The organism is Arthrobacter yangruifuii (genome assembly GCF_009192775.1).
Classification (GTDB): domain Bacteria; phylum Actinomycetota; class Actinomycetes; order Actinomycetales; family Micrococcaceae; genus Arthrobacter_B; species Arthrobacter_B yangruifuii.
The window spans coordinates 121,899-141,650 of sequence record NZ_VTFX01000003.1; the positions used below are offsets into that span (position 1 = coordinate 121,899).

The following is a 19,752-nucleotide window of genomic DNA, read 5'->3' on the forward strand; positions in this document are numbered from 1 at the left end:
CTACTCCGAGGTTCCCGCCTCCAGGATGGACACGATGGAGAAGAGGGTAAAGCAGACAGCACCGAGTCCAACCAGCACGTGCGCGGGGACAAAGAACGCCGGGTCCGTGCCTGCGGCTTCAAAGAGGAACGCGGCGAAGAACAGGCAGGTGAGCGCTGTTCCGATGGGCATGAGCGGGATGCGGTTGGCCAGCTCAAACGTGCGGCGCCACACGAGGGCCAGCAGCAGCACTTTCGACAGGATGCTGAAACAGATCAGCCCCAGGCCGATCAGCACACATCCCGGGGCCAGCCGATAGGGCTCGTCGGAACTGAACAGCACGAACAGCCCCAGCAGCAGGTTGACCGTGCCCGCGGCCGCCACGAGCCCGGCCCAGGCGAAACGTTCGCCGTCGCCGAATTCGTTGCGCACCTGGCGCACGATGCTAGCGACCAGAGCGATCAGTGACGTGCAGATCGCCGAGAGACCGATCAGGACGTGGCCGGCAACGAACCCGGGAGCATCTCCGCGCACCAACAGGCCGATCGCGAGGGAGAAACCGGCGATGGCTGCCACAACCGGAACTGCTGTCAGCACGGCGCCGATGGTGCGGGAGTGAGCACCTTCCGGCGGACCGCTCCGAGGCTCGAGTAACTGCGCTGACTGGATGAGCGAGAATTTGGTGGATGCGGCCGCTACGGTGCTGACGCATGCGGAAACGAAGCCGACGCCGATCACCACGAAGCCTGCCGTGAGGTTTTCCGCGGTGCCCTCCCGGTTGGCCAGAACAATGCCCCAGATGACGGCGGCGGCAGCAACCACGTAGCCGGAGAGCGGCAGGATGATTCCCCACACGCGCCCGTAGCGGTCGATGAGCTGCCGAATGATGGTGGCCGCCGTAGTGAACAGTGCATAACAGATGGCGGTCAGCCCCACGTTGACGTGTCCGGCGACAAAGTGGTCTGCATCCTTTGGTCCGGCCAGGATGTAGAGGCCATAGGACAGGCAGACAGCGCCCATCAGAAGCGGTATGGCACGAAAAATGACACTCACTGTGTGGTTCATGGCGTACCCCGTGAGAAACATCGTGGATTCCGCCCGGCTTCGACACCATGGCCGGTGCGCGGCTAGTGCCAGTCTGCGCCTGCCCTACCCGTGGAACAACGCCGGAGGGAGGAAGCAGTACATTCGGGCCAGCATGCGGAAGCAGTTTCCACCGGACCCTTGACGGGGCAGGTCCGCGGTCGTGCCATGGAGAGTGTCTGCGTCAAACTTTCCTTAGCCCCCAAGAAGGTGGATATGGCAGAGCGATTCACCGCCCGTGGAACAACAGCAGCCCACCCCGCCGCAGGGATGACCGGAGCCATGGGCGCTCCGGTCAGCACCGTGTCGCTCGCGGCCCATTCCGGTGCAACGCTGGCCCATCCGGCAGCCGTTCCGCATTCCGGCGCTTCGGCGGCGGGTGCCGATTCCCCGGACCTCCCCTCCGGCAGGCAGCCGGCACCGGAGCACTCCCGACGCCGTGTCGCCGTCGTCTTCGCCGGCCTGATGCTCTCGGTGCTGCTCGCTGCCCTGGACCAGACCATTGTCTCCACGGCGCTTCCCACCATCGTGGGGGACCTGCACGGGCTGGACCACCTGTCCTGGGTGATAACCGCGTACCTGCTGACCTCCACCATCGGCCTGCCCATCTACGGCAAACTCGGGGATCTGCTGGGGCGCAAGAACATCTTTATCTTCGCCATCGTGGTGTTCCTGGGCGGCTCGGCGCTGTCCGGCCAATCACACAGCATGGCCGAACTGATCACCTACCGGGCCATCCAGGGCGTGGGCGGCGGCGGGTTGATCATTGGCGCGCAGGCCATCATCGGCGACATCATTCCGGCCCGCGAGCGCGGCAAGTACATGGGCCTGATCGGCGCGGCCTTCGGCATCGCCTCCGTTAGCGGGCCCCTTCTGGGTGGATACCTGACCGATTACTGGTCCTGGCGGTGGGTGTTCTACATCAACCTTCCTATCGGGGTCATTGCGCTCGCCGTCATCATCGGCGCACTGCACCTGCCAAGGAACAGTGCCAAGGGCGTCCGCCTGGACTATGCCGGTGCCGCCCTGCTGGCCATTGGCAGCGCCGCCCTGGTACTGCTGACCAGCTGGGGCGGCAATAACTATGCCTGGACATCCCCGACCATCCTGACGCTGGGCGCCGTGTTCATCGTCGCCGTCGCCGTGTTCATCCCGGTGGAACTGCGGGCCAAGGAGCCGCTGCTGCCGCTGCGGCTGTTTTCCATCCGGAATTTCCTGATCTGCACCCTGGTGGGCCTGGCCGTGGGGCTGGCAATGTTCGGTTCCATTGCCTACCTGCCCACCTTCCTGCAGATTGTCAACGGAGCGTCCCCCACCATGTCCGGGCTGATGATGCTGCCCATGACGGCCGGCCTGCTGATCACCTCCATTGGCACCGGACAGCTGATCTCCCGGACCGGAAAGTACAAGATCTACCCGATCCTCGGTTCGGCAACGATGATTCTCGGCCTGCTGCTGCTCTCCCGGATTTCCAGTTCGACGCCGTACTCGCTGACTGCAGCGGGCATGTTCGTGCTGGGGCTGGGCATCGGGGCGCTGATGCAGAACGTGGTGCTGATAGTGCAGAACAGCGTCCCGTCCCATGACATGGGCACCGGAGTGTCCACCTCCAATTACTTCCGCCAGCTGGGCGGGTCGCTCGGGATAGCACTCTTCGGATCCCTGTTCATTCGCCGGCTGAACGACCAGCTGGCCTCTGCTCCCCCCGGGGCGGGTGACCCCGCATCCGGCGGGGCCAACTCGATCAGCCCCGAGGCCATCAAAGCCCTCCCGCCCGCGGCTCAGGACTTCGTCAAATCCGCCTTCGGTGAGGCGCTGCCGCCGATCTTCCTGCTGGGGGTGCCCATCCTGGCGGTGGCGTTTATCCTCACGCTCTTTATCGTGCAGCAGCCGCTGTCCAAAACCGCCCGCGTGGAAGCGGAAGTCGAATAGGGCACACCAATCAGCGAGGAGAACCATTTCCGCTATGTCCCACAAAGCCGTCACGCCGCGTGTTGCGGCAGTTCCACCCCGTCCCGTGCAGGCAGTGCCCAGACACCGGGAGGAGACCGTCCAGGGGGAACCGAAGCGGAGCCTTCCCTTTGTCCTTACCGGCCTGCTGCTGTCCGTACTGCTGGCTGCCCTGGACCAGACCATCGTGGCCACGGCGCTGCCCACCATCGTGGGTGACCTCAACGGGTTGGAGCACCTGTCCTGGGTAGTGACCGCCTACATCCTGGCTGCCACCATCGGACTGCCCATCTACGGCAAGCTCGGCGACCTGTTCGGCCGCAAGAACATTTTCATTTTCGCCATCGGGGTGTTCCTGATGGGCTCGGTCCTCTCCGGCCTGTCGCAGAACATGGGCCAGCTCATCGGTTTCCGTGCCCTGCAGGGCATCGGCGGCGGTGGCCTGATGATCGGGGCGCAGGCCATCCTGGGGGATCTGGTGTCTCCCCGGGAGCGCGGCAAGTACATGGGCCTGATCGGCGCTGCCTTCGGGCTGGCTTCGGTGGGCGGTCCGCTGCTGGGCGGGTGGATCACCGATGCCTGGTCCTGGCGGTGGGTGTTCTACATCAACCTGCCTATCGGAGCCCTGGCGCTCGCCGTCGTCATCGCCTCGCTGCACCTGCCCAAGCCGCAGGGGCGGCGCCCGAAGCTGGACTATGCCGGCGCGGGACTGCTGGCGCTCGCGAGCGCGGCGCTGATCATGCTGACCACCTGGGCCGGCACCACCTATGCCTGGTCCAGCCCGCAGATCCTGATCCTGGCCGGTGTGACGCTGGCGGCCGGAGCAGCCTTTGTCCCGGTGGAGCGGCGTGCCCCGGAACCCCTCCTGCCGCTGGGCCTGTTCCGGCACCGGAATTTCCTGATTCCCGTGCTGGTGGGCATCTCCGTGGGGATCGCCATGTTCTCCACCATCTCCTACCTGCCCACCTTCCTGCAGATGGTCAACCGGGCCACCGCCACGCAGTCGGGCCTGATGATGCTGCCGATGATGGGCGGGCTGCTGCTCACCTCCATTGGCACCGGCCAACTGATCTCCCGCACGGGCCGGTACAAGATCTATCCGGTGCTGGGATGTGCGGTGATCATTGCCGGGCTGGTGCTGCTCTCCAGGATTTCCAACACCACCCCGTACAGCTTTACGGCCATCGGCATGCTGGTGATGGGTATGGGCATCGGCATGCTGATGCAGAACCTGGTCCTGATTGTGCAGAACAGCGTACCCGGCAGGGACATGGGCGCGGCTATCTCGGCAGCCAACTATTTCCGCCAGATCGGGGCGTCGTTCGGCATTGCACTGTTCGGCTCGATCTTCATCCACCGGCTGGGCAACGAGCTTGCTGCCGCACCGCAGGGCGCCGGGGCTGCGGTGGGCGGGGACATCAATTCCCTGAGCCCGGCGACCCTGCGCGGCCTGCCGGCTCCCGTCCAGGACTTCATCGGGTCGGCCTTCGGACACGCGCTGCCGCCGATTTTCCTGCTCAGTGTGCCCATTGTCGCAGTCGCCCTGGTGCTATGCCTGTTCATCCGTGAGGTGCCGCTGTCCACAACGGTGCGGAGGGAAGCGGAAGAAGAGCTCTAGAGCGTACTCAACCGGAATGCCTGCACCGGATATCCCCGGTACATGGTCCCGTTTGTCCCCGGCCAGTCGTACACTGGTGGCGGAGCATTCGAACATATGTTCGAATTAGTTGCGGGTTAATAACCAGTGGCGGCCAAGGACGCAGGCGGTATGCCTGCACGGCGGGCGGAGAGGAAGCTGAATGGGTGTCTTCAGCGAAGCAATAGAGGTGGTGTGCTCGCCCGCGGGCCAGCCGCTTCGGCTGATCTGGGGCGGACACACCTACCGGGTGGGTGCGGATCCCGTGCGCTGGTATGAACGCCGCAACTGGTGGGAAGAGGAAACCCGTGCCGAACGCGGGCACGGCGCCGGGCTGGTGGATACCGAGATCTGGCGGGTCCAGGCACGCCTCAATGACCGCTCCGAACTGCGCACCCTTGACCTCTCGCACCATGTCCGCAGCGACCGCTGGCGCCTGATCCGGATCCACGACGCCCTGAAGGACAGCGCCTGAGTATGGGCTTTATCCATCTGCACGCAGCCACCGCCTTCAGCGCCCATTACGGGGTGTCCTGGCCGGAGGAGATGGCCTCCGCCGCCGCGGCGGACGGAGCCGACGCCCTGGCCTGCACCGACCGGGACGGGCTCTACGGAACGGTCAAGCATCTGCGGGCCTGTATGGACGCCGGCATTGATCCCATCGTCGGTGTGGACCTGGCCGTGCTGGATGACGGGAACGCCGTGACGGGACGGGTGGTCATCCTGGCCCGCGGACATGCCGGGGGAGCAGGTTACCGTGCACTGTGCCGGCTGATCTCCGCCGCACATGCCGCCACCTCCGCCTCACGCGCCCGTACCGGGAAGCCGGTGGGCGTCACCATGGAACAGCTCGCCGGGTATGTCTGCGTAGAGGGGGAGGAAGAACCTGTCCTGACCGTCCTGGTCGGCCCGCAGTCCGACGTCGGCCAGGCCATGCGCTGGCGCAGCTACGCCGTCGCCCGCACCCTGTTCGGCCGCTGGCGCTCGCTGATCCCTGCCCGGGCGCTCGCCGTGGAGGTGGTCACGCATCTGTCCGCACCGGGGGAGAACCTCAGCCTTGCCCACGCAGTGCGCATGTTCCGGCTGGCCGATGAGATGCGAGTGCCCGCCATCCTCACCAATGCCGTGCGGTACGTGGATGAGGACGGAGCCGCCACCGCCGACGTGCTCGACGCCGCGCGCTCGCTGACCTCGCTCTCGCGGCTGCCCGATTTACAACCCAACGCACAGGGCTGGCTCAAGGGGACACGGGAGATGACCGCCCTAGCCCGCGAAATCAGCTCGGAGGCAGGCTACGGCGCCTCGGGAGCGGCACGGATGCTCGCCGACACTGCGGCGCTCGCGGACAGCTGCCGGATAGACCCGGTGGCGGACATGGGCTGGAAGCAGCCCGTGGTACCGGAAGCCTCGGTGATCGGCATCGAGGCGGAACCTCTGATCGAACTGCGCCAGCGCTGCGAGGCGGGGATCACCCGCCGGCTGCGTCCCCGGGACTCCATTGCGGAAATGGAACTGCGCAACCGGCTCGAGCATGAGCTGGGCATCATCGAGCGGCTGGGGTTCGCCTCGTACTTCCTCACGGTGGCGGAGGTCTCGGCCATGATCACCGGAATGGGAGTACGCGCTGCGGCCCGGGGATCGGGGGCCTCCTCGCTGGTGAACTACCTGCTGGGCGTCAGCCACGTCAACCCGCTGGACCATGACCTGATCTTTGAACGCTTCCTCTCCCGGGACCGCTCCACGCTGCCGGATATCGACATTGACGTGGAAAGCGCCGAGCGGCACAACGTCTATCACCGCATCTTCGAACGCTTCGGCTCCGAACGGGTCACGCTGATGAGTATGCAGAACGGCTATAGGGCACGCGGGGCAGTGCGCGACGCCGGCATGGCGCTGGGCATGGCGGAAGCGGAGATCGGCGCTGTGGCTAAACAGCTATGGCGTTTCTCGGCCCGCAACTTCCGCGAGGCGCTCGCCGAAAAGCCCGAACTGCGGGAATTCTCCGGCCAGGTGGAAAAGAACCGGCAGCTGGACCTGCTGGTGGACCTCACCGAACGCCTGGACCGGCTGCCCCGGCACATTTCCATGCATCCCTGCGGAGTGATCCTGGGGGACACCTCCCTGCTGGACCGCACCCCCGTGCAACCCAGCGGACTGGGGCTGCCCATGTCCCAGTTCGACAAGCACGACATGGACCCCATGGGCATGCTCAAGCTCGACGTGCTGGGTGTGCGGATGCAGAGCGCCATGGCCTTCGCCGTCCGCGAAGTGGTGCGTGTGCATTCCTCCCGCGAGGACGTTATTGCCGCAGGCCGGCACCGGGCGGGACCGCAGACCCCGGATCCGGAGTTCATCGAAGCGGACGGCCGGATCAACCTGGATGCCGTGCCGTTCGACGACGAACCCACCTATGAGCTCATCCGCAGCACGCACACCCTGGGCTGCTTCCAGATCGAATCCCCGGGCCAGCGCGAACTGGTGGGCAAGATGGCGCCGCGGGAATTCAATGACCTGATTATCGACATCTCCCTGTTCCGGCCCGGCCCGATGAAATCCGACATGGTCCGGCCGTTCCTGGAACACCGGCACGGATTCTCCCCCGAGGTGTACCCGCACGAGGCGCTGCGGCCGGTGCTGGCCGAAACCCACGGCGTCACGGTCTTCCATGAACAGGTGCTGCGGACCCTGAATGTCTTCACCGGCTGCGGACTGGCGAAGGCGGATGAACTGCGCCGCCTGCTGGGCAACGAGACCGCCGAGCCGGGGGTGGAGGAATACTTCCGCAGCAAGGCAGCCGCCCGCGGCTACACCCCGGACACCATCAACAAGGTCTGGGAGACGCTCAAGGCCTTCGGCAGCTTCGGCTTCTGCAAGGCCCACGGCGCCGCCTTCGCCGTGCCCACCTACCAGTCCGCGTGGCTGAAGGCGCACCACCCGGCCGCGTTCCTGGCCGGGATCTTTGAGCATGATCCCGGCATGTACCCCCGCCGGCTGCTGGTGGCCGAGGCCCGGCGGATGGGCATCCCCATCCTGCCCCTGGACATTAACCGCAGCGGCGACACCTACCGCGTGGAACGCCTCGACGACGGACGGCTGGGTATCCGGCTGTCCCTGGCCGGAATCTACGGGCTCTCCGCCGTGGAGCTCCGGCGCATCGCCGCCGGGCAGCCCTACGACTCCCTGGCGGACCTGCGGGCACGGGCGAAGGTGTCCCGGCCCACCCTGCGCCGCCTGGCCCGGCTCGGTGCCTTCGATTCGCTCAGCCATCAGACCGGGTCCGGGGCGAGCCGGGCGGACCTGATCTCCTACCTCGACGCCGCTGCGGCCAAGCCCGCTTCCCGCAAATATGATCCGATTCCCGGGCAGCTGGCCCTGCCGCTGGGGGATACCGAGCTGGCGAACCTGCACCACGAGCTGCCCGAACCGGGACTGCGGGAAAAGGTCCGCACCGAACTGGACCTGCTGTCCGTGGATGTCAGTGCGCATCTGATGGAAAGCTACGCTCCGCTGCTGCGCAGCCTCGGGGTCACACCCGCGGAAGCCCTGGTGGACCTGCGCAACGGGACTGAGGTGCTGGTGGCCGGGATCCGGGTGGCCACGCAGACCCCGCCCATGCGCGGGGGCCGCAGGGTGGTGTTCATCAGCCTCGACGACGGCACCGGATGCATTGACTGCACGTTTTTTCATGAGGCGCAGGAGAAATCCGGTCCGCTGCTGTTCGGTACGGAACTGCTGCTGGTCCGCGGCCTGACCCGCCGTACCGGCCCGCGGGGCATCAGCCTCCAGGCGCTCGAAGCATGGAACCTGGCGGACACGGACTCGCTTCCGAAGCCCGCCGCGCAGCGCGGCATGTTGGTGGGGTCCAAGCGCAGCGGATAACATCGGTACGGGCGGAAGTGCGGCCGTGTCCAGGCCGTGCAGCAGACGCCGTACAACGAAATCTAGGAGACAACCGTGTCAGTGCCAGAGAAATTCACCCTCATCGTCGACGGCGAAGAGACCACGGTGGATACTGGCACCACCGGTGCGCAGCTCTTCTTCGACCGCCGCGACGTCGTCGTGATGCGCGTGGACTCCGTCCTCAAGGACCTGGATACCCCGCTGGAGCAGGGTGACGTTGTGGAATCCGTCACCATTGAATCCGAAGACGGACTGAACGTGCTGCGCCACTCCACCGCCCACGTGATGGCCCAGGCCGTGCAGCAGCTGCGCCCGGACGCCAAGCTGGGCATCGGCCCGTACATCAAGGACGGCTTCTACTTCGACTTCGACGTGGCCGAGCCGTTCACCCCCGAGGACCTGAAGACCCTCGAGAAGATGATGCAGAAGATCATCAACTCGAACCAGAAGTTCGTGCGCCGCGTGGTCAGTGAAGACGAAGCCCGCGAAGCCATGGCCAACGAGCCGTACAAGCTGGAGCTGCTCGGCACGAAGGACGGCGCCGAGGAAGCCGGCGAAGGCGCGAACATCGAGGTCGGCGCCGGCGAGATCACCATTTACGACAACGTGGACCGCAAGTCCGGCGACGTCATCTGGTGCGATCTGTGCCGCGGCCCGCACCTGCCCAACACCAAGCTGATCTCCAATGCCTTCGCCCTGACCCGCTCCGCCGCCGCCTACTGGCTGGGCAACCAGAAGAACCAGATGCTGCAGCGCATCTACGGCACCGCCTGGCCCACCAAGGACGCCCTGAAGGCCTACCAGGAACGCCTGGCCGAAGCCGAACGCCGCGACCACCGCAAGCTGGGCACCGAACTGGACCTGTTCTCCTTCCCGGACGAGCTGGGCTCGGGCCTGCCGGTGTTCCACCCCAAGGGCGGCATCATCCGCAAGGCCATGGAGGACTACTCCCGCCAGCGCCACACCGAGGCCGGCTACGAATTCGTCTACACCCCGCACATCACCAAGGGGCACCTGTACGAGGTCTCCGGCCACCTGGACTGGTACCGCGACGGGATGTTCCCTCCCATGCACGTGGACGAGGTCACCGACCCGGAGACCGGTGAGGTCACCAAGCCCGGCCAGGACTACTACCTGAAGCCGATGAACTGCCCCATGCACAACCTGATCTTCCGCTCCCGCGGACGGTCCTACCGCGAACTGCCGCTGCGCCTGTTCGAATTCGGCTCCGTGTACCGCTACGAGAAGTCCGGCGTGATCCACGGCCTGACGCGCGTGCGGGGCATGACCCAGGATGACGCCCACATCTACTGCACCCGCGAGCAGATGAAGGACGAACTGACCAACACCCTGAACTTCGTCCTGGACCTGCTCAAGGACTACGGCCTGGATGACTTCTACCTGGAACTGTCCACCAAGGACCCGGAGAAGTACGTCGGCTCCGACGAGGTGTGGGAGGAAGCCACCCGCACCCTCGCCGAGGTCGCCGAAGCCTCCGGCCTGGACCTGGTTCCGGATCCGGCCGGCGCTGCCTTCTACGGCCCGAAGATCTCCGTCCAGGCCCGTGACGCCATTGGCCGCACCTGGCAGATGTCCACCATCCAGCTGGACTTCAACCTGCCCGAGCGCTTTGAACTCGAATACCAGGCCGCCGACGGCACCCGCCAGCGCCCGGTCATGATCCACCGCGCACTGTTCGGCTCCGTGGAACGCTTTATGGGCGTGCTCACGGAGCACTACGCCGGCGCGTTCCCGGCCTGGCTGTCACCGGTCCAGGTAGTGGGCATCCCCGTGGCCGAAGCGTTCAACGACTACATGTTCGACGTCGTCGACAAGCTCAAGGCCCAGGGCATCCGTGCGCAGGTGGACACCGGCACCGACCGGTTCCCGAAGAAGATCCGCACCGCCTCCAAGGACAAGATCCCGTTCGTCCTGATTGCCGGCGGTGACGATGCCGAAGCCGGCGCCGTCTCCTTCCGCTTCCGTGACGGCAGCCAGGACAACGGAGTGCCCGTCGACGAAGCCGTGAAGCGGATCGTCGAAGCCGTCCGGAACCGGGACAAGTAGGGCGGCGGGGACGCTATGGGAGAACAACCTGACGACGCCGCAGTGACGGACACGTTCGAACTCGCCGGAGTCCCCGACGCTTTCCAGCGGCTCTGGACCCCGCACCGGCTGGCCTACATCAAGGGCGGACAGAAGCAGGTCTCCTCCAAGGAGACCTGCCCGTTCTGCGCCGCACCGCAGCGCTCGGACGAGGAATCACTCATTGTCCACCGCGGCAAGCATGCCTTCGTGATCCTGAATCTCTTTCCGTACAACGCCGGCCACCTGCTGGTCTGCCCGTACCGGCACGTACCGGACTACACGGACATCGATCTGGAGGAGACCGCGGAAATTGCGGCCCTGACCCAGACCGCCATGCGCGTGCTGCGGAAGGTCTCCAGCCCCACCGGGTTCAACCTGGGCATGAACCAGGGCGAAACCGGAGGCGCCGGGATTGCAGCCCACCTGCACCAGCACATTGTTCCGCGGTGGGGCGGGGACGGAAACTTCCTGCCGATCATCGCGCAGACCAAGGCCATTACCCAGACACTGGGTGACGTGCGCCGGCAAGTGGCGGACGCCTGGCCTGCGGACGGCTCCGGCCGGGACAGCGAGGACTGACACGTGCTCAACAAATATGCACGGGGATTCTTCACTGCCGTTTTCACTCCGCTGGCCACCTGGCTGCTGCGGCACCGGGTCACTCCGGACATGGTCACCATCGCCGGCACTCTCGGCGTGATGATCGGCGGCCTGGTGTTTTATCCGCTGGGCCAGCTGTTCTGGGGCACCATCTTCATCACGCTGTTTATCTTCTCCGACGTCATAGACGGCATCATGGCCCGGCAGCAGCAGCGCAAGGGCAGCTGGGGCGGGTTCCTGGATTCCACCCTGGACCGCTTCGCCGACGGCGCCCTGTTTGCCGGCGTCGCCATCTGGTTTTTCACCGGCGGCGGCAATGACGCCATCGGTATTGCGGCGATCCTGTGCCTGGTGGTGGGCATGCTCGTGTCCTATATCCGGGCCAAGGCCGAGTCGCTGGGCTTCACCGCCAACGTCGGCATTGCCGAACGTGCCGAGCGGCTGGTTTCGCTGCTGGTGGCCACCGGGCTGGTGGGTCTGGGCGTGCCCGAGGTCCTGCTGCTGGCGGTCCTCATCCTGCTGACCCTGGCCAGCTGCGTGACCATCGGCCAGCGGATGTACACCGTCCGGAAGCAGGCGCGGATGAACAACCCCGCGTAGGCGCCTCCGACCTTAACGGAAAAGACAGAAGGCGGGAACCGGTGATCCGGTTCCCGCCTTCTGCTGTTCGGCGTCCTGCGGGCGGGGCGGGCCGCCCGGGAAATTCCCCGTAGTAGGCTTCCGGCCATGGACAGAAGCATCGGCACCTCGGATTATCGGCTCTACTCCCGCCCCGCTCCCGGCGGAGGCGGGGACTATGTGGAAGTGGTGGACGACGGCGGGGAACTCCCGGCGGCTCCCGCCCGCGCGCAGGCGGAGGCCGGGGAAACCGGACCCGCCGCCGGCGCTGCCGGCGGCTGGGGACCGGATACGGCCCCCCGAAGCCGGTTCAACCCCTATCTGTGTGCCGCATGGGCGGTTGTGGCCCTGATGCTCGCCGGCGGACTGACCTGGCTCTCCGGTGCCCTTCCGGAGATGGCAACTGTCTACTCCAGCAGCGCGGCACACATGACCAGCCAGGACCTCATGAGGATGAACTTCCAGATGATGGGTGTGTACCTGCTGCCCTTCGGCCTTGCCGGAGCCCTCGCCCTGCTCACCGTTCAGGCTGCCCGCTACCGCGGGCCGGGCCGGCGCCGGTCCTAGGCCAGGCCGCGCCGGTTCAGCAGCGGCTCGATCTGTGCGTCCCGGCCGCGGAAGTTCCGGAAGGCCTGCAGCGGATTGATACCGTTGCCGCGGGAGAGCAGCTCGGTGCGGAAGTGTTCCCCGTTTTCGCGGGTGAGGCCGCCGTTGTCCTTGAACCATTCCACCGTATCGGCGTCCAGGACCTCGCTCCAGATGTAGGCGTAGTAGGCGGCCGAGTAGCCGCTGGCGTAAATGTGCTTGAAGTACCCGGTGCGGTACCGCGGCGGCACGAGGTCCAGGGCGACGCCGGCTGCCTGAAGTGCCTGCGCCTCGAAAGCCTCCGGGTCTTCAACGGTTTCGCCCGGTGCCAGCTCATGCCAGGCCAGGTCCAGCAGGGTGGCTCCGAGGTATTCGGTGGTGGCGAACCCCTCGCCCCAGACCGCCGCGGCGTTCACCCGGTCAATGACGTCCTGGGCCAGCGGCTCGCCGGTGACGTGGTGGTTGGCGAAGTTACGCACCACCTCGGGCCAGAGCATCCACATCTCGTTCACCTGGGACGGGTACTCCACAAAGTCGCGGGGGACCGCGGTGCCGGAGAGCAGCGGATAGGTGACTGAGGAGAAGAGCCCGTGCAGGGCGTGTCCGAATTCGTGGAACACCGTGACCACTTCGTCGAAGCTCAGCAGCGTCGGTTCGCCTTCGGCGGGCTTGGAGAGGTTGAGGTTGTTCAGCACCACCGGTTCCTGCGCCAGCAGGCGGGACTGGTTCACCAGCGAGTTCATCCAGGCGCCGCCGGCCTTGGTGTCCCGGGTGTAATAGTCGCCCAGGAACAGGCCCAGCCCGGTGCCGTCCTCGTTCTTCACTTCCCAGACGCGGACATCCGGATGGTAGCCGGACAGATCCGTGCGTTCGGTGAAGGTGAGTCCGTACAGGCGGTTGGCGGCGAAGAACACGCCGTCGGTCAGGACCCGTTCCAGTTCGAAGTACGGACGCAGGGCGGCGAGGTCAACATCGAACTTCTCCCGGCGGACCTGCCCGGAATAGAACGCCCAGTCCCATGCGGCCAGCTCATGCCCGTCCCTCGCGGCGGCTTCCTGCAGCTCCCCGGCTTCGGCCCGGGCATTGCGGACGGCGGCCGGAGCCAGCTTGTCCAGCATCTCGTGGATGGCGTCCAGCGAGGGCGCGGTCTGATCATCGGTGGCGTATTCGGCGTGGGAGCCGAAGCCCAGCAGGGCAGCCTTCTCGGCGCGCAGGGCCGCCAGCTCGGCGGCGATGGACAGTGTGTTGGACTCATTGTCCCGGAATCCGCGGTTCAGGGCGGCGGTGTGCAGCTGCCGGCGTACCTCACGGTTCGTGAGGGAGGCCAGGGCAGGCTGCGCCGTGGGCAGGACCAGGGACAGCAGATACTTGCCCTCATGGCCGGCTTCCCGGGCGGCCGCTGCGGCGGAGGCCACGTCGTCGTCGGACAGTCCGGCGAGATCGGCGGCGTCGTCCAGGACCAGGGCCGAATCATTGGTGTCTTTGAGCAGGCGCTGGGAAAACTCGGTGCTCAGCTCGGACAGGCGGGCGTTCAGTTCGCGCATCCGGGCCTGGCCGGCATCGTCCAGCTGTGCACCGGCACGGATGAAGCGGCGCTGGTATTCGGAGACCAGGCGTGCCTGCTCGTCATCCAGGCCCTCCTGCTGCCCGGCGACCGCCTGAACCCGCTCGAAGAGCTGCCGGTTCAGGTAAATGCTGTCCTCGTGTGCAGCCAGCTGCGGGCCGACCTGCTGCTCGATTTTCTGTACGCCTTCGGTGGCATCCGCGTGGGACAAAGTGAAGAAGACCAGGGCGGTGCGGCCCAGGACCTGCCCGGCGGTTTCGAGGGCGGCCACCGTGTTGTCAAAATCCGGGGCTTCCGGGTTCGCGGCGATCGCTTCGATTTCCGCCGTGTGCCGGGCGAATCCGGCGTCGAAGGCGGGGAGGAAGTGGTCCTCGCTGATCTGCCCGAACGGCGGAAGCTGGTACGGCAGGGTGCTGGGGGAAAGGAAGGGGTTGTCCATAAGGCCCAAGACTGGCACACCGTCCTCCCTCGGACCAACATGACGGTGCCGTAGGATCGCAGGCAATCCCCGCTGCCCATGTTGTGCAGATCCGGGGCCGGCCACTGAAGGAGTCGGGCTCCATGAGGCACCACACGTATGTCAGCGGGCGGGGACGGACCGCCCGGGCAGCCATGCTGATCCTGTTCTGCCTGCTGGCGGGAGCCTGCAGCCCGGCGGGGAACGACGACGGCGGGCCGGCAGGTACGCCGTCGTCCACCGCGCCCTCGCCAGCCGCGCCGTCCGGGACAGGCGGGGCAACGGCGGCCGCCCCGGAGCCCGAACCTGCAGCGGTTCCGGGCAAGGGGCCGGAATGTCCAACACGGAACTGCTTTTCGGTGCTGCTGGCCGGGGATCTGCTGGTCCATCCCCAGCTCTGGGACCAGGCCGCCGCGGATGCGGCGGTGACGGGAAAAAGCCCCTGGATTTCGAGCCGCTGCTGGCCGGCCAACGGACCTATATCGGTGCTGCGGACCTCTCCGTGTGCCACATGGAGACGCCGGTGGCGGAGCCGGACGGTCCGTACGCGGGCTATCCCATGTTCAACGTACCGCCGCAGATCCTCACGGCCGCTGCCGCCGTCGGCTACTCCGGCTGCACCACGGCCAGCAACCACACCGTAGACGCCGGGACCGAGGGGGTGAACCGGACCCTGGGGGTGCTGGATTCCCTGGGCCTGGAGCACACCGGATCATATGCCGCGGAGGCCGGTGCCGGCGCGCCCATGCGCCTGTCCGCCCCGGCCGGGGAGCTCGCCGTCATCGAGGCAACCTACGGGTTGAACGGGCTGGCGGCGGAGTATCCGTGGCAGGTGGACCTGCTCGACGCTCCGGCGATGACCGCCAAGGCGAAGGCGGCCCGTGCGGCGGGGGCCGACGTCGTTGTCGCCGCTATCCATGCCGGGGAGGAATACGCATCCATGCCCAACGCCCAGCAGGTGGAAACGGCCCATGCGCTGGCGGACAGCGGTGAGTTTGACTTCATTTACGGCCACCACACCCATTCGGTGCTGCCGATCGAGAACTACAACGGCACCTGGATTGTGTACGGGCTCGGCAACGCCGTGACGGAGCTTTCGCCCTGGTACAACGTCAACAATGAGGGACTGATTGTGCGGGCACAGTTCGCGCGCGACGACGCCGGGGACTGGTCCGTCAGCGACCTCGCCTGGGCGCCGTCAGTGATTGTCCGGGACCCGTACCGGTGGTGTTCCGTTGCCGGGGACCTGCCGCAGGGCGAGTGCGCCCCGGTGTCCCAGCGGGAAGCGGTGCGCACACGGACCATTCCGGTGGTCGAGTCTCTGGGAGCCGCCGACGCCGGGGCACACGAGTGGCTGGTGTCGCAGGACGGCGGGGGAGGGTAGGCGAGGGTTGTGCTGGCTAAAGCCCTTTGGTGAGGAAAATCCACTCCGGTGAACCTTGCCGCACCGGGCTTCGATCCCAGTTCCCCCAGCACTGATCGACCGTAAGTCCTGTGGCTTGCAGCCCTGAGGTCACCGTATCCCAGGAGGGGAAGCGGAGGGTCTCGGTCGTGGTCCAGGTGCCGGATCCGTTGGTCCAGGTATCCGTGTGCGTGACGAGGTCACCGTTGCGCCGGACGGTCTGGATGACTGTTCCCCGACTGGTGCTGTGCGTGCCCTCCCACCGGCGCCAGGCTTGAGCATCCGGGTTGCGCACTTCAAATGCCAGCCTGCCTCCGGTCCGCAGTGTCCGTCCGGCATGCGTGAGCACCTGCACCCAGGCGGTGTCATCAAGGAAGTACTGCGCCACATGTCCGGTCATCAGAACCAAATCGGCCCACGCATCCGGCAGGCGTTCCGCGGTTCCTCGAATCCAGGCGACGGCGTCGGCGTGCGGCTGGGATGCAGCAAGGGAGAGCATGGTGTCTTCCGGCTCGACGCCGGTGACCTCATACCCCTGCCCTGCCAGCAGGCTGCACAGCAGGCCTGTTCCCGATCCGATGTCCGCAACGCGGCGGGCTCCCGTCTCGGCGGCCAGGGTCAGGTAGAACTGCAGGTCCTGCCGGGATTCGGTATCGGCGTCGTAGGCGGCAGCAAGCTCAGGGACGGCGTAGTAGTTGGCCGGCTTCGGTGCAGTCACGAGGCTCGTTTCGGTCGGGGGCTTTTCATTGGGGGAGCAGGGTAGCTTCGGTCTGGGTAGGCGCCTGAACGGTAGCACGCGTCCCGGATCTGGGGTGGCCTGCGGGGGCACGCCTCCAGCACCCGGAACCGGCAGACCGCGGCAGGATCCTGACCGAACCTTTCAAGTATTTTCCCAAGTCAGGACCGGGGTACTTGGCGTTGTGGGTAGTTTTCCACAAGGACGAAAACTCCTATTGCAGGCTTGGTCTTCAGCCCATAGCATCGAACACATGTTCGAATCAAATCCAGGGTATTCACCACCTGTTGACGGCGCGTATCGCGGCAACGAACCGTCATCCCCGCAGGTCGCCATGTGGATCGCCGAGCTGTCTTCCGGGCGGGTCATGGAGGAGATCGCCTCCGATACAGACGGGGGTTTGATAGGCCGATTGCGGGTACTGGAGGAACTCAAGGCCGCTGCGGCAGCAGCCCAGGTTCGCGTCGCAGCCGCCTTCGATGCCTCCGTCCGTGCAGCACATGCCCGCGCCGGAATTCCCGAGGGGCAGCAGGGAAGAGGAGTTGCTGCCCAAATTGCCCTCGCCCGGCGCGAATCGCCTGCACGCGGCGGGCGGATTCTTGGCTTTTCCAAGGCGCTTGCACACGAAATGCCATGCACGCTCCGGGCGCTGTCCGAGGGCAGACTCAACGAATGGCGGGCCACGCTTCTGGTCCGTGAAACTGCATGCCTGTCGGTATCCGACCGTCGTTTGGTGGACCGTGAGGTAGCCGGAGACCCCGCAGGGCTGGAGGGCTTGGGCGATGGACGCCTGATCGGACGGATCCGGAAACTGACCTACCGGATCGATCAGGAAGCGCTGGTTCGCCGGGCTGCTAAGGCAGAGGCGGACCGTTATGTTTCCTGCCGGCCTGCCCCGGACACCATGACCTACCTGACCGGCCTATTGCCTGTGGCCCAGGGTGTCGCCGTCTTTGCCGCCCTCAGCCGTGAAGCAGATTCCCTCCGGGCACGTGGCGATGAACGCGGCCGGGGCCAGATCATGGCTGACACCATGGTGGAAAGAATCACCGGTCTTGCCCAGGCGGACCGGGTGCCTTTGGAGGTCCAGCTTGTTATGACGGACCGTACGCTGCTTGCCGGCTCGAACGAACCGGCCTATCTCAGCGGATACGGAGTGGTGCCGGCCAAGTGGGCACGAGACGCGGTGCGAAACGCCGGAAGCCGCAGCGGCGGCGGTGAAATGACCGAGAAGGAGCGGCCACACAAAGCCGGACACGATGAACCGGCCACCCGGCGTCGATCCTCTGCAGCGCCGGACCTCTGGCTCCGGCGCCTCTACACAGCACCGACCTCAGGCGAACTCATTGGCCTGGACTCCAAGGCGCGGTTTGTTCCCGAGTCATTGGCAAGGTTCATCTCCGCGAGGGATCAAACCTGCCGGACACCGTGGTGCAACGCCCCAATACGGCACCGCGACCACATCCGCCCGCACCGGACCGGCGGAAGCACTCACGCCGGCAACCTGCAGGGCCTGTGCGTAGCCTGCAACCAGGCGAAGGAAGCACCGGGCTGGCGGACTGAAAAAACTGAAAAACCTGGCCGGCACACAGTCGTAATTACTACGCCCACCGGACACACCTATCAGTCCACGGCGCCGCCGCTGCCGGGTGCCCGGGCGTTTTAAGTCACAGCGATAGCTCGCGTACTCCGCACCGCCGATTAGTCTGATGGTCATGATCCCAAGTGCCGACCTGGATGCCTACGCACAAAAGATGCGCCGGTTCATGGAAAACGGAATAGACCTCGAGGTCGACGCACGGTTTATCGACATGCTTGCCGCCCGCAAAAGCCGGATTCTCGACATCGGATGTGGCATCGGCTCGGCGGTTAGTGCGCTGCGTCATAGTGGGCATCAGGCGTACGGCATCGATCCGGCTTCCGCCGTTTTGGATGTCGCCGCTGACATTTTCGATGCCGTTTGGTACCGACAACTGGCAGTGGAGGAACTCACGGGTGACCGTTTGTCTCGTGAGGGTCTTCCTACCCGATATGAGGTCGTTTCCATGTGCGGAAACGTGCCGGCATTCCTTTCCGCCGAGGCTTTGCAGGACGCTTTCGGGAGAGTCAACGGGCTCCTGATTGAGGGTGGCTTGTTTGTGGTTGGTACAACCGTCGAGGCACGGGGAGGACCGAAGTCCCAAGACACGGCGGCTGGTTTCGCAGGGTTGACGTTGTTACACAGGTTTTCGGATTGGCACCTCGGCGCTTTTGATAAGGACTCAGGCTGGTCCGTTAGCGTGTACGCCAAACCTGGTGCGCTTCACCCTCGCACTGGCCCGGATGGGATCTTCATCCTGGAATATCCGGCAAAATGACAGTATGCCCCTCGAAGATCTACTTACCCGTCTGCGGACACTTCCTGATTCAAAGCGGAAAGAAGCGTATCTGCGCTTCTTGAACGCAGCGGGAACGGCAGCGCTGCGCAAGGACGGCGGCCCGGAACATGTCACGGGGTCCTGCTTCGTCTTTTCGCCCGGATTCGATCACGTTCTCCTGTGTTTCCACCGCAAGGGCCAGTTCTGGGTGCAGTTCGGCGGCCATGTCGAACCGGAGGATGCATCAGTGGCGGAAACCGCCCAAAGGGAAGCCCGCGAGGAATCGGGACTTGGCGACCTTGCTCTGCTTTCCCCGGCAATCATGGATCTCGACCGGCATGACCTGCAGGGCGGTTTCTCGTGTTCAGCACATTGGGACGTGGGGTTCGCTGCGGTCATTAGCCGGGATGTCGTGACCACTGTGAGCGATGAGAGCGAGGCCGTCCGCTGGTTCCCGATCAGCGAATTGCCGGCCAGGCTTCCTGAGGGATTCCTCGAACGCCTGGAATACGTGCGGCGCACGGCTATGTCTCTGCCAGGCGCAGGCTACGGCACCACCCGCGGCGGATAGGCTGCGTGCATGAACACAACCCGTGAGTACCGCCCGGCCTTCTTCATTATTGGTGCAGCCTTGCTCGCGGCCGCGGCCGTCATCCTGGTGCCGGGGTTATTCGATGATTTCGGGACACCCCGGCTAGTCGCGGTCCTGGCGCTGACGGCAGGTGCGGTGTGCTTCGCCGTCGCAGCTGTCCGGAACCGGCGCGCCGGCACCGACTAGGAGAGCCGCGACGCCGGTT

At 65.8% G+C, this 19,752-nt stretch carries 16 protein-coding genes; 13 read left to right on the top strand and 3 right to left on the bottom strand.

The window, feature by feature from the left end; all coding sequences use genetic code 11:
* Positions 1-1,032, bottom strand: a complete 1,032-nt coding sequence (locus GD627_RS07275; protein WP_210244062.1) for a DUF2776 family protein — start codon at positions 1,030-1,032, stop codon at positions 1-3.
* A 246-nt stretch (positions 1,033-1,278) separates the two neighbouring features.
* Between GD627_RS07275 and GD627_RS07280 the strand changes: the two genes are divergently transcribed.
* The 8 genes from GD627_RS07280 (at position 1,279) to GD627_RS07315 (ending at position 12,421) form a co-directional block, all read left to right on the top strand.
* Positions 1,279-2,994: an MDR family MFS transporter gene (locus GD627_RS07280; RefSeq protein WP_186764236.1), complete on the top strand. Its 1,716-nt coding sequence runs from the start codon at positions 1,279-1,281 to the stop codon at positions 2,992-2,994.
* Between the two features lie 34 nt (positions 2,995-3,028).
* Complete coding sequence (locus GD627_RS07285; RefSeq protein ID WP_152271968.1) at positions 3,029-4,630, top strand: MDR family MFS transporter; 1,602 nt, start codon at positions 3,029-3,031, stop codon at positions 4,628-4,630.
* A gap of 181 nt (positions 4,631-4,811) precedes the next feature.
* Positions 4,812-5,123 (top strand): DUF6504 family protein, encoded by a 312-nt coding sequence (locus GD627_RS07290; RefSeq protein ID WP_146361813.1) that lies wholly within the window; start codon positions 4,812-4,814, stop codon positions 5,121-5,123.
* 2 nt (positions 5,124-5,125) lie between these two features.
* On the top strand, positions 5,126-8,527 hold the full coding sequence (locus GD627_RS07295; RefSeq protein WP_152271969.1) for a DNA polymerase III subunit alpha: 3,402 nt from the start codon (positions 5,126-5,128) through the stop codon (positions 8,525-8,527).
* Between the two features lie 75 nt (positions 8,528-8,602).
* Positions 8,603-10,615, top strand: coding sequence for a threonine--tRNA ligase (gene thrS, locus GD627_RS07300; protein WP_146361815.1), 2,013 nt, complete (start codon positions 8,603-8,605; stop codon positions 10,613-10,615).
* A 15-nt stretch (positions 10,616-10,630) separates the two neighbouring features.
* A complete protein-coding gene (locus GD627_RS07305) occupies positions 10,631-11,215 on the top strand; it encodes an HIT family protein (protein WP_146361816.1) in 585 nt (194 codons plus the stop codon).
* Between the two features lie 3 nt (positions 11,216-11,218).
* Positions 11,219-11,836 (top strand): phosphatidylinositol phosphate synthase, encoded by a 618-nt coding sequence (gene pgsA, locus GD627_RS07310; protein WP_146361817.1) that lies wholly within the window; start codon positions 11,219-11,221, stop codon positions 11,834-11,836.
* Between the two features lie 126 nt (positions 11,837-11,962).
* Positions 11,963-12,421 (top strand): hypothetical protein, encoded by a 459-nt coding sequence (locus tag GD627_RS07315; RefSeq protein WP_152271970.1) that lies wholly within the window; start codon positions 11,963-11,965, stop codon positions 12,419-12,421.
* Here GD627_RS07315 and GD627_RS07320 read toward each other — a convergent pair.
* Positions 12,418-14,442, bottom strand: a complete 2,025-nt coding sequence (locus tag GD627_RS07320) for a M3 family metallopeptidase (protein WP_152272064.1) — start codon at positions 14,440-14,442, stop codon at positions 12,418-12,420. The two genes, GD627_RS07315 and GD627_RS07320, sit on opposite strands and share 4 nt — an antisense overlap.
* Positions 14,443-14,794: 352 nt before the next feature.
* On the opposite strand from GD627_RS07320, the gene GD627_RS07325 reads away from it, so the two are divergent.
* Positions 14,795-15,844 (top strand): CapA family protein, encoded by a 1,050-nt coding sequence (locus GD627_RS07325; protein ID WP_246165379.1) that lies wholly within the window; start codon positions 14,795-14,797, stop codon positions 15,842-15,844.
* A 16-nt stretch (positions 15,845-15,860) separates the two neighbouring features.
* Here the strand turns inward: GD627_RS07325 and GD627_RS07330 are convergent, their stop codons facing one another.
* Complete coding sequence (locus tag GD627_RS07330; RefSeq protein ID WP_194265996.1) at positions 15,861-16,580, bottom strand: class I SAM-dependent methyltransferase; 720 nt, start codon at positions 16,578-16,580, stop codon at positions 15,861-15,863.
* A gap of 271 nt (positions 16,581-16,851) precedes the next feature.
* Here GD627_RS07330 and GD627_RS07335 point away from each other — a divergent pair, with 271 nt between their 5' ends.
* From GD627_RS07335 to GD627_RS07350, 4 genes are read left to right on the top strand one after another with little or no spacing between them, the layout of a single operon-like run.
* Positions 16,852-18,264 (top strand): HNH endonuclease, encoded by a 1,413-nt coding sequence (locus GD627_RS07335; RefSeq protein WP_194265997.1) that lies wholly within the window; start codon positions 16,852-16,854, stop codon positions 18,262-18,264.
* Between the two features lie 49 nt (positions 18,265-18,313).
* Positions 18,314-18,955: a class I SAM-dependent methyltransferase gene (locus GD627_RS07340; RefSeq protein WP_152271972.1), complete on the top strand. Its 642-nt coding sequence runs from the start codon at positions 18,314-18,316 to the stop codon at positions 18,953-18,955.
* Between the two features lie 4 nt (positions 18,956-18,959).
* Positions 18,960-19,526: an NUDIX hydrolase gene (locus GD627_RS07345; protein ID WP_152271973.1), complete on the top strand. Its 567-nt coding sequence runs from the start codon at positions 18,960-18,962 to the stop codon at positions 19,524-19,526.
* A 9-nt stretch (positions 19,527-19,535) separates the two neighbouring features.
* Positions 19,536-19,733, top strand: coding sequence for a hypothetical protein (locus tag GD627_RS07350; RefSeq protein ID WP_152271974.1), 198 nt, complete (start codon positions 19,536-19,538; stop codon positions 19,731-19,733).
* Positions 19,734-19,752: the final 19 nt, after the last annotated feature.

Bases quoted from the DNA above. Each gene is read 5' to 3' on its own strand.
- GD627_RS07280 (WP_186764236.1), top strand. From the start codon at position 1,279: ATGGCAGAGCGATTCACCGCCCGTGGAACAACAGCAGCCCACCCCGCC.
- GD627_RS07335 (WP_194265997.1), top strand. From the start codon at position 16,852: ATGTTCGAATCAAATCCAGGGTATTCACCACCTGTTGACGGCGCGTAT.
- GD627_RS07285 (WP_152271968.1), top strand. From the start codon at position 3,029: ATGTCCCACAAAGCCGTCACGCCGCGTGTTGCGGCAGTTCCACCCCGT.
- GD627_RS07325 (WP_246165379.1), top strand. From the start codon at position 14,795: ATGTCCAACACGGAACTGCTTTTCGGTGCTGCTGGCCGGGGATCTGCT.
- GD627_RS07315 (WP_152271970.1), top strand. From the start codon at position 11,963: ATGGACAGAAGCATCGGCACCTCGGATTATCGGCTCTACTCCCGCCCC.
- GD627_RS07305 (WP_146361816.1), top strand. From the start codon at position 10,631: ATGGGAGAACAACCTGACGACGCCGCAGTGACGGACACGTTCGAACTC.
- GD627_RS07290 (WP_146361813.1), top strand. From the start codon at position 4,812: ATGGGTGTCTTCAGCGAAGCAATAGAGGTGGTGTGCTCGCCCGCGGGC.
- GD627_RS07350 (WP_152271974.1), top strand. From the start codon at position 19,536: ATGAACACAACCCGTGAGTACCGCCCGGCCTTCTTCATTATTGGTGCA.
- GD627_RS07345 (WP_152271973.1), top strand. From the start codon at position 18,960: ATGCCCCTCGAAGATCTACTTACCCGTCTGCGGACACTTCCTGATTCA.
- GD627_RS07340 (WP_152271972.1), top strand. From the start codon at position 18,314: ATGATCCCAAGTGCCGACCTGGATGCCTACGCACAAAAGATGCGCCGG.
- GD627_RS07320 (WP_152272064.1), bottom strand. From the start codon at position 14,442: ATGGACAACCCCTTCCTTTCCCCCAGCACCCTGCCGTACCAGCTTCCG.
- GD627_RS07295 (WP_152271969.1), top strand. From the start codon at position 5,126: ATGGGCTTTATCCATCTGCACGCAGCCACCGCCTTCAGCGCCCATTAC.